Here is an 8638-nt window from a genome sequence, read left to right on the forward strand (position 1 = left end):
GCCGTAGCACCTACGGAATGAAGGAGCGGCGGCGACCGAGAGAGCGGTGCGCGCAGCTTTTCGCTGCAGGCGCGCACCGCTGTCGAGGCGGCCATGGCCAGTCAAAGTTTCTCTAGAATGTGAATGTTCACAACCCATTCCGGAGAGACCGACCATGACCACTTCAGATTCTACACCCGCCGCCGCGGTGCTGGTAGCGATCGACATTGCCAAGGTGCGCAATGAAGTTCTGATCGAAGCACCAGGCCACAAGCGCCGGCGTCGCCTTTTGGTCCTCAACACCCGTGCTGAGCACGACCATCTGATAGAGGTGCTGCAGGCATATGGCCGCCCTGTGGTCTGCGCCTTTGAGGCGACCGGGAACTATCACCGGCCGATAGCATGGCGCCTGGCTGAAGCGGGTTTTGAGGTGCGGCTGGTGTCGTCGCTGGCGCTGGCCCGAACACGAGAAGCGTTGCACAACAGCTGGGACAAGAACGATCCAAAGGATGCACAGGTGATGCTGCACATGCTCAGGATCCAGGCAACACAAGTCTACCAGGATCCGCTGCGCGCCGGCATCAACGACATGCAGGAGCTGTCGAAGACCCATGAAGCGATCGCCAGGGCCAAGACCGAGATCCAGCACCGTATCCTGACGCACTACCTGCCGCTGTATTTTCCCGAGAGCGATCGCTTCCGGGGGAACAGCCGCAGCGACTGGTTCTTCGCTTTCCTCCATGCCTTTCCTACCCCGGCAAGCATCACGGCACTGACGAAGGAGGAGTTTGTGACAGGAGCGTGGGATGTCGTCGGTCGCAAGGTCAGCAAGACACAGATTCTGATGGATATTTACGAGACGGTGCGCTCATCGATCGGACTGCCGCTGCCGCTCGATGCCCCTGCCATTCGCATGTTCCGGATGGTCATTGACGAGGCACGCAGCCTGATCCGGCAACGCAATGAGATCGAAGCCCAGGCCGATGAGCTGTTGCGGCACAGCCAGGATTATCAGCTCCTTCGCCAGATCCCCGGCATCGGGCCGATCAATGCGCTTACGATCGTTGCCGAAGCCGACGATCTTCGCCGTTTCGGTCATCATCACCAGTTTCTAAAGTTCTGTGGGTTGGACCTCTCGACACAGCAGTCAGGCCAATATCGCGGCCAGACCCGCCTTTCCAAATTCGGCAATGCTCGGCTGCGCCGCACCCTGTGGATCGCCGGACAAGTCGCCATCCGCCAGCGGGAGAATGGCTTCCGTCATAAGTTCGAACGCTACATTGCCAGGGATCGCGACAATCCCGATCTACGCCGCAAGGCAATGACCGCTATTACCGCCAAGATGGCGCGCGTCGTGCACGCCGTCGCCAAAGGTGGTTCCGAATACCGGCCCTTCGTTGAGGGGCGGGTGCCAGGTGGGAGAACCTCTGTCAGCTAGGGCCGTGAGGGCATCGCTTCGATGACCCTGTAGATAATGTTCGGGTCTTCCGCCTGGATCAGAAGCTCGTGTTGAGGACGGTGAGGGCCGCCTCCGTGCGTACCCTTTGTTTGCTATGGACGAGACCTTTTCCCTTGCCGGTGGAAGCCGCCTGTTTCGACGACTTGACCAACGTCACGCAGCGAGAGCATGCTGGCGGATAGAGAGACCTTGACTGCAGGCTCCATTTCGTTCCGCGCTTAGGACGTTGTCGGTCGGGAGAGGTCGATTGTGACGGCCACACCTCTCGAAGAGGCGACAATCGTCTGCGTGGATTGCTGTACGAGGCCGCGGTCGCACTCCTGACACGGACCGGGAATCAAAGTGCTATCAAAGAGTGGGGCTGAAGCTGCGTCAGCGACTGGGGTTCAAGCGCGCTGCTGTGGCCGTTGCCCGTAAACTTGCTGTCATCATGCATACTATGCTCAAGACGGGCGAAACCTTTAACCCATTGGCTGAGGCCATCGCCTAAGGAGCAGCCTCCAGCCTAATATTCTCAGCGCGTCATCGTATTGACGTGTCGAGGCGTCCCTCCCGTGGACGTGGGCCGGGTTATTCCGTCATCTGGCCTGCAGCTTGCAAAAGACTGCGCGTCAAACATAGGAAAACCCTACCTGCGAAGACCCATACTGCGGCGGCCTTGTGGTGCCGACCGCGAAGACAACCCTGCTCCCGGCGAACGATCGATCTCATAGCACAATGACCACTGAGAGCTCTACAGAACTACAACATCGCGCCATCATTGATCCGCTGGTGCAGATCAATGATCGTTTCTAAAAAGATATTGACTATGGAGGAGCGATTAGACAACGCCAGATGCGGTGAGAGAAGCGGGCTAGTCGGGGTACTTCAAAGGCTTGTGGCTTGGCATGGCGTGGTGAAGCATCTGCGCGCATGTCGATCTCTTGACCGCACACCGGGCAGATCGTGAAGTGCTCGCGCTCATCCCTCACCTGGCCCTCGTGGCGTTTCCCCTTGAAGCCAGTTGCCTCGTTGTTCCTCCGCGGCCGGTTCCTTAGCTTTCGCTCTGATATTCTCTCGGTCGTCGGCCATTTCCATGCCTCCTAACCCCCGCAAGGCCGGGCGGACGGCTTTGTTGCCGGCGTAGCATCCGAAGCTAGGCGCGAACCTGCGAGCCCAAGCGTAAAACCGCAATCGCAGGTCCTTATGCTTGAGCTGCGGCGGCCTCCAGGCCGAGTTCGACAGGATCTGGGACCGTCGTCGCGAAGATTTCGAGATAGTTCCGCCGTTTCGTGGGCGATTCTTGGCCGAGCCCTTCGACTTTCTGGGAAACAGTCTCCTTGAGCCGTTCAGCGCTAGGTTTCAGGCTTTCTTCAGCAACCTTAATACGCGCGTCGATAGCTGTTACGTCCGGTGTCGCCTCCGCTTTGTTTCCAGATCCGCCACTCGACGCCGCTTTAGCGCGTTTCGGTTTCGGCAGGCTGGCTTTGCGATTCACGGTGCGAGGTGCGGGCTCGTTTGTTGTTGGTGCCACCTTCGCGGTCGCAGCAACAGTCGGCATCACCTCAGCTGGTGATGACATTCTCCTTTCGAAATTAGCCATCTCGGTAATCGGGGCACCGACATCTTCCTCGGGCTGGCCTGCCCGGGTGTAATCGTCGGTCAAAGCCGGAACTCGCTGTACCGGGAGATATTCGATTAGCGGCACATCCGGCATGTGAGTCTGCGAAAATGCTTCAGCGGACTTGAATGGCTGTGTCTCGAAAAAGCGCAGCTTGTCACCGAAGATCGGGCGCTGGCCTTCAACAAGCAATACCATCTTTCTCTCCGGCCTCTGCCGGATTTCCTGCGGCGTCATAAGGTCACGCTCGCGAATCTGTTCGACCTTCGTGCGCCTCGGCAGACCAAGCAGTTCGATCGTGCGCGATTCCGACTGGTAGCGGATGGTCCGCTTGCCGAGCGCACGCGATGCATAGTCGGCGGTCGGTTGATCATTCGCGCCTAGAATGAGCTGATAACCACAATTGCCGAGCAGCGAATGCCGGGAGGTTTCGCCGTAAATCTCGTCGAGATTCTTCAAGTCCTGGATGATGATGGCGAGCTTGATATTATAGCCTGCGACATAGGGCAGCTTGGTCATGATCTCGTCCATCTTCTTCAACTGCCGAAACTCGTCGAGCAGGAAGTAGACCGGCAGCGAGTTCGGATCGTGCTCGAGGGTAAGAATGTCCATTGTCTGTTGCACGAACAGCGTCAGGAGCGGCTTGAGCAGCGTGATATCCGTGATGTTGGGCGCGAGGTAGACGGAGATCGGTCGGCGCTTCATCGCCCGGAGATCCATGTCGGTGACGTTTGTCGCGGCGACGATACGTTCGTTCTTGAATGGCCGCATCGCCTTCTGGATATCGAGCAAGGCCAAAGCGGCGGCGCGCTCGGAAAGGGCCAGATAGGCGTTGAAGCTTTCCAACGTGAACTTGGACAGGTACGGCTCTTTTGCCTTGATGAATTTCATCAAGGCCTGCAGGTCGACGCCGCTATTGAAGAACGAGTTGACCTCCCCGAGATTGCCCCGGCCGTTATAAAACGGGCTTTCCAGCACATAGCTGATAGCCCGCTCTGCAGGTGGAAGCGGCCTACGGGCTGGGTGCAGGATTTGCGTTCCTGTCTCGGGCAAGCGAGGAGGAACTGCTGGTGACGCTGCATATGAACGCCGGCCTGTAGGCCCGGGTGGAAAACGTCCTCGCCGCTGAGTTCCGTCGCGCGAAGGCGCTCGTTGAGGAGATGAGACCTGAGCTCAAGAACGTTGCGCCGGCGCTGCTTCGTGATCGCCGCCTGACTGCAGAAACGGTCGAGGAACTAATTTCATGGTAGGAATAATAAAAGTCATACGGCCTTGAACGTCAGGCCGCGATTGCAAGCGTTCGCGGCCTGACGAAGTGGGTCTCCCAGAAAACAAGTCGGCCCGATCATCTCCCAGCGGCTCCAGTGCAAGCAGATCGATACGTGGCGACATGATCACTTCGCCACGTATCGATCTGCCGCGCATAGTATTGCTACGCGTCGTCAGTTAATTCCTGGGCGGCTTGAAACGGATCCATAGGCCTCCACTGCTGCGCTATGGAGCCATTGAAGACGTAGGCCCACGCGGGATTTCCCGGTCCGACCCCTCGGCTTTTGTCGTCCACAACCAGGGATGTGTCGGCGACGGAGGTGATGTAGCCTGGACGCAAGATGATGCTCCATTGCTGAGACTTCGTCGGCGTGCCCTTATATTCGGAGAGCACGAGCGGAACCTCGGAGGCGATCTTTCCATCTTTGAAATCAAGGGCCAAGGTTTCGCCGCCCGCATCGAGCAGAATGGCGTTATTGCTCATATCAATATTCCAAACAAGCCGAGCGCCTAATCCACTGAGGGGCCAGATCCCCACGGCTGCGCCGACGATCTGATCATTAACGCCCAAACCGAGGCGGGTGTTCGCCTGCCACCGAATAATCCGTTCTGACATGATGCTATCCTTCCCAGAGAGTTGAAGCCCTTGCTTTTTAGCATGACGGAGGTCGGTCTCGGATAATATTTCAGATACGTTTCTATGAAGCGTGCTTTATAAAAGTGTAGTTAATTTTCACATATTCTATTCTTGGACTTGATGGCAGAATTCATCGCCGCGGGTAACATTTCAGGACAGTCGTCGCCAAGGGCGCTCCCGCTCAACCCCTTGCGGATGCGCGTCGCGCCAGCGCGGCTCCAAGGGTCAGGCTGAGCAGGGTTCGAGAGTGACGTGAACGCCAGACGACGGATAGAGATCAGCTTCAACGGATGTCTAATCTACAAGGTTCGTTGAGGATCGACGGGTTCGATAGATGCATCCGTGGTTACATCCCAACCGGATGGTGGCCCAGACGAGCGCTTCAGGGATAACAGGCAGGTTCCGATCTGCGCCTATGATGAAGGCCACTTTTCAGGCAGGAGAAGCGACCTGAACGAACCGGTTCAGGTTAGGCCGACGGTTGATTGGCACCATTCGCGGCCGAATTACGGTGGCTTGCATCTTTGAGCGTCTCGGCAAGGCGAAGCTGATCCGCAGCCAGCCGGTGGCTGGGAGGTGCGGAGCGGCAATCAACGTGAGAGCGCGGCTCTCCCCGATTTATGTCGCGCCATATGGAGGCGAGCAGAGGTGGATTAAGCTATAGGAGAGGCAACGCCGCCATAGCGGGCGGGTCGCCGTCGACCGATCGAACCTGCGCTGGTGTTCCGACGACTTTGAGATCGGCTGCGACAACGGCGAGAAGGTTCTCGTCGCCTTCGCGCTCGACTGCTGCGACCGCGAGCCCATCGCCCATGTCGCCACCACCGAGGGCATCAAGGGCGAAGACGTGCGCGATCTCATCATCACCGCCGTCGAAAGCCGCTTCGGCCAGGTCAACCGGCTGCCCGAAACGATCGAGTGGCTGAGCGACAACGGCTCCGGCTACATCGCCCACCAGACCAGGGCGATGGCACGTGACATCGGCCTGGAGCCCAGAACGACGCCGGTCCGGAGCCCTCAATCGAACGGAATGGTGGAAGCCTTCGTGAAGACGATCAAGCGCGACGACATCCGTGTATCACCGCTGCCGGATGCCAGAACCGTAATGGAGCGCCTGCCTTTGTGGATCGAACACTACAATCCTGTTTCATAAGACCCATCTGTCTATCTCGTTGAAGCGAATAGGTTTTGCTGATCGGGATGCCATCCCGCGGGGTATTTTGGGTTTTGTCGCGCGCGACGAACAATCCGCTGGGCTTCCGGCTTTCCTAGTTCTGATCGCTTGAAGATCCATGGACCGTCCGGCAGGGGATGGGTACCCCTGATCTCGCCGGATTCGGCGACGAGCCTGAGGGTCTTCGGTGAAACGTCGAGGAGGCGCGCCGCCTTGTTCAGATTGAGGTATGGCTCAATGCCGTCCAGCGCCGGACGGAAGACCGGGATCTTGTGATGCGACCTGTGCGCAGTGACCCGCTCCCGTGTCCAGCGATTGCCATGCCCAGTCACCAGGCCGTTCCGGTTGAGAATGCCGGCGATCAGGTCATCGCTGGCGATCAGCACCAGTTGCCGGATGGCTGCGATGATGTCGGCGGAGGTCGCATTGCGCTGGCCACGTCGCCGTTTCGGCAGACGCAGTTCTGTATGGACCCCGCCGATCCAATGGATCGGCAGGACGATCCCGGAGGCTTCATCATCGATATCGGCGACTACTTCTTGGATGACGGTGCGCACGATGCGCTTCTTGAGCCTTGCATCCGTCGTCGGCGCCGACCAGACGGTGCGAAAGTCTCCGGCAAGCGCTGCGATGTCCTTTCCCACCACAGGTGACGTTTCGGTGTTGCTGCATCATGAGCAGCGATCCTGCTTTCGATCTCGCCGACATGCGCGAGGGCGCGGTTACATCGCACCTCCAGTTCCGTCGCAACCAGCCGGTTTTCGGGATCGGCGGCGTCATATTGCCGGAAAGCCCGGTCGGCGGAGTAGCGGGCAGCTTCCAGATCGCGGCTGAGGGCGTCCCGGACCTGGTCTCGGCGACCGGCGGCCTGCGCCTCGGCCTCGGCGGCGGCAGCAATCGCGCCGGGCTCAACGACACGCAAGAGTGCTTCCTCAATCGCATCGTTGACGCGCAGCCCGCCGAAGGCGATGCAGCGCGGCTCGCCATTGTCGAGCAGGCCCCGCCAGCAGGAATAGCGCGGAATGTTGTGCTTGGCGCCCGTGTATCGCACCGTGAGCTTGCGGCCGCAGCGCCGGCAGCGGACAAGACCGGCCAGCAGCGCGTCGCCATGCTTGGGCGCTCCATGATGCCGGCCGGTGGTCACATTGTCGCTGACCATCTTGCGGATCGCCTCAGCCCTTCCCAACTGACATAGCCTTCATGGTTGCCCGGGATCAGGGCAAGCCATTCCTCGCGCGTCCTGCGTCGGATACCTGTTCTAACGGCGGATGGACCAAAATCCGGGCGCAGCACGCGTCTTACCACAGGCGTAGGCGCCGCCGTAAATCGGGTTCTCGATCATCCGGTGGATGGTGGCATAGTTCGACCGACGCCAGACAATATCGCCATTGTTGCGCCTGGCGGGCAAATCCAGCCCATGCTCGAGGAACCACATCAAGGCTTGCCGGGCGCTGTCAACTTAACTCGCCGTCAGCGATTTGCGGCATAAACGCGATGGAATGAATAAGCCGCCCATCAGCTACAAGCGTCACCGTTTTCCGCCTCAGATCATCGCCCATGCGGTCTGGCTGTACTTTCGGTTTCCGTTGAGCCTGCGCATGGTCGAAGAAATGTTGCTCGAGCGCGGTATCGTGGTCTCATACGAAACGATCCGCCGCTGGGCAAAGAAGTTCGGTCCCGATTATGCCCGTCGCTTGTGCCGCAAGCCGCCAGGCCACCATGACATTTGGCATCTCGATGAAGTCATCATCGCCATCGCCGGCAAGAAGCAATGGTTGTGGCGTGCCGTCGATCAGGATGGCTATGTGCTCGATGAGATCGTCCAGACCCGGCGCAACACCAGGCTGCCAACCGATTGTTGACCCGGCTCTTGAGAAAGCAAGGCGTCGCACCCAAGCACATGATCACCGACAAGCTCCGCTCCTACGAGCGCCCAGGCGTCAGGTCATGCCGCAGGTCGAACACCGGTCGCACAAGGGCCTCAACAACCGAGCGGAGAATTCGCATGTGCCGCTGCGAAAACGGGAACGAACAATGCAGGGCTTCCGATCACCTGGGTCCCTGCAACGGTTCGTCTCAATCTTCTCCGCTGTTCGCAATCTCTTCGTTGCTCCCCATTCAAAACGCTCAGCATTCGCCATCCATCTCCACCGCCTGAAAGCCATGTCGGAGCGGAAAGCCGCGACCGGAACGCTGGCCTGAAATCGAACTCGCAGTATCATCGCGGCCAGTTGCCAACAACGTGACATTGCCGGCCGCAGCTATAAGGCAGCGAAATATGAAGGGCAGCTCAGGGTCACGATTTGCCCTCGAGGTTCACCAGATCGAGAGTTCGCAAAGCGTCGGAATGCTCGCTACGCCGGTCGACTGATACGCAGTCGCCTCATTTCCCGATACACAGTCGATCGGCCGAGACCCAATTGCCGCGCGGCTTCGGCCGGCGATACGTCGGCCTTGATCAGCTTGATCGCAGCCTCGACCCTTTTGATATCAAGCGGTTGTCGCCCGGGTCGTTTCCCT

5 protein-coding genes and 5 pseudogenes are annotated in these 8638 nt (G+C 59.0%); 4 read left to right on the forward strand and 6 right to left on the reverse strand.

What is annotated here, in order from left to right; translation table 11 throughout:
• Positions 1–154 precede the first annotated feature (154 nt).
• Positions 155–1442: pseudogene (locus C9427_RS33080) on the forward strand (IS110 family RNA-guided transposase).
• Positions 1443–1662: 220 nt separating this feature from the next.
• Positions 1663–1928, forward strand: a pseudogene (locus C9427_RS33085) (transposase); the annotation flags it as partial.
• Positions 1929–2621: 693 nt separating this feature from the next.
• Here the strand turns inward: C9427_RS33085 and C9427_RS33095 are convergent.
• Together C9427_RS33095 and C9427_RS33100 are read right to left on the reverse strand one after the other, a co-directional pair.
• Positions 2622–4028 (reverse strand): annotated as a pseudogene (locus C9427_RS33095) (type IV secretory system conjugative DNA transfer family protein); the annotation flags it as partial.
• 442 nt (positions 4029–4470) lie between these two features.
• Entirely contained in the window at positions 4471–4923 is a 453-nt protein-coding gene (locus C9427_RS33100) for an RICIN domain-containing protein (protein WP_107653136.1), read from the reverse strand.
• 691 nt (positions 4924–5614) lie between these two features.
• Between C9427_RS33100 and C9427_RS33105 the strand changes: the two are divergent.
• Positions 5615–6085: pseudogene (locus tag C9427_RS33105) on the forward strand (DDE-type integrase/transposase/recombinase); the annotation flags it as partial.
• Between the two features lie 23 nt (positions 6086–6108).
• Here the strand turns inward: C9427_RS33105 and C9427_RS35140 are convergent.
• The 3 genes from C9427_RS35140 to C9427_RS35150 all read right to left on the reverse strand — a co-directional run bounded on the left by C9427_RS35140 (position 6109) and on the right by C9427_RS35150 (position 7553).
• Complete coding sequence (locus C9427_RS35140) at positions 6109–6675, reverse strand: MerR family transcriptional regulator (RefSeq protein WP_245437279.1); 567 nt, start codon at positions 6673–6675, stop codon at positions 6109–6111.
• Positions 6651–7277 (reverse strand): recombinase zinc ribbon domain-containing protein, encoded by a 627-nt coding sequence (locus tag C9427_RS35145; protein WP_245437281.1) that lies wholly within the window; start codon positions 7275–7277, stop codon positions 6651–6653. Before C9427_RS35145 ends, C9427_RS35140 begins: the two co-directional genes overlap by 25 nt.
• Positions 7278–7376: 99 nt before the next feature.
• Complete coding sequence (locus C9427_RS35150) at positions 7377–7553, reverse strand: recombinase family protein (protein WP_245437280.1); 177 nt, start codon at positions 7551–7553, stop codon at positions 7377–7379.
• A 64-nt stretch (positions 7554–7617) separates the two neighbouring features.
• Between C9427_RS35150 and C9427_RS33125 the strand changes: the two are divergent.
• Positions 7618–8320, forward strand: a pseudogene (locus C9427_RS33125) (IS6 family transposase).
• A 152-nt stretch (positions 8321–8472) separates the two neighbouring features.
• On the opposite strand, the gene C9427_RS35155 reads toward C9427_RS33125, so the two are convergent.
• Positions 8473–8607 (reverse strand): helix-turn-helix domain-containing protein, encoded by a 135-nt coding sequence (locus tag C9427_RS35155; protein ID WP_425351707.1) that lies wholly within the window; start codon positions 8605–8607, stop codon positions 8473–8475.
• Positions 8608–8638 lie beyond the last annotated feature (31 nt).

The organism is Mesorhizobium helmanticense (assembly GCF_003034915.1).
Taxonomy (GTDB): Bacteria; Pseudomonadota; Alphaproteobacteria; order Rhizobiales; family Rhizobiaceae; genus Mesorhizobium; species Mesorhizobium helmanticense.

Bases quoted from the DNA above. Each gene is read 5' to 3' on its own strand.
- C9427_RS35150 (WP_245437280.1), bottom strand. From the start codon at position 7,553: ATGTGGTTCCTCGAGCATGGGCTGGATTTGCCCGCCAGGCGCAACAAT.
- C9427_RS33100 (WP_107653136.1), bottom strand. From the start codon at position 4,923: ATGTCAGAACGGATTATTCGGTGGCAGGCGAACACCCGCCTCGGTTTG.
- C9427_RS35145 (WP_245437281.1), bottom strand. From the start codon at position 7,277: ATGGTCAGCGACAATGTGACCACCGGCCGGCATCATGGAGCGCCCAAG.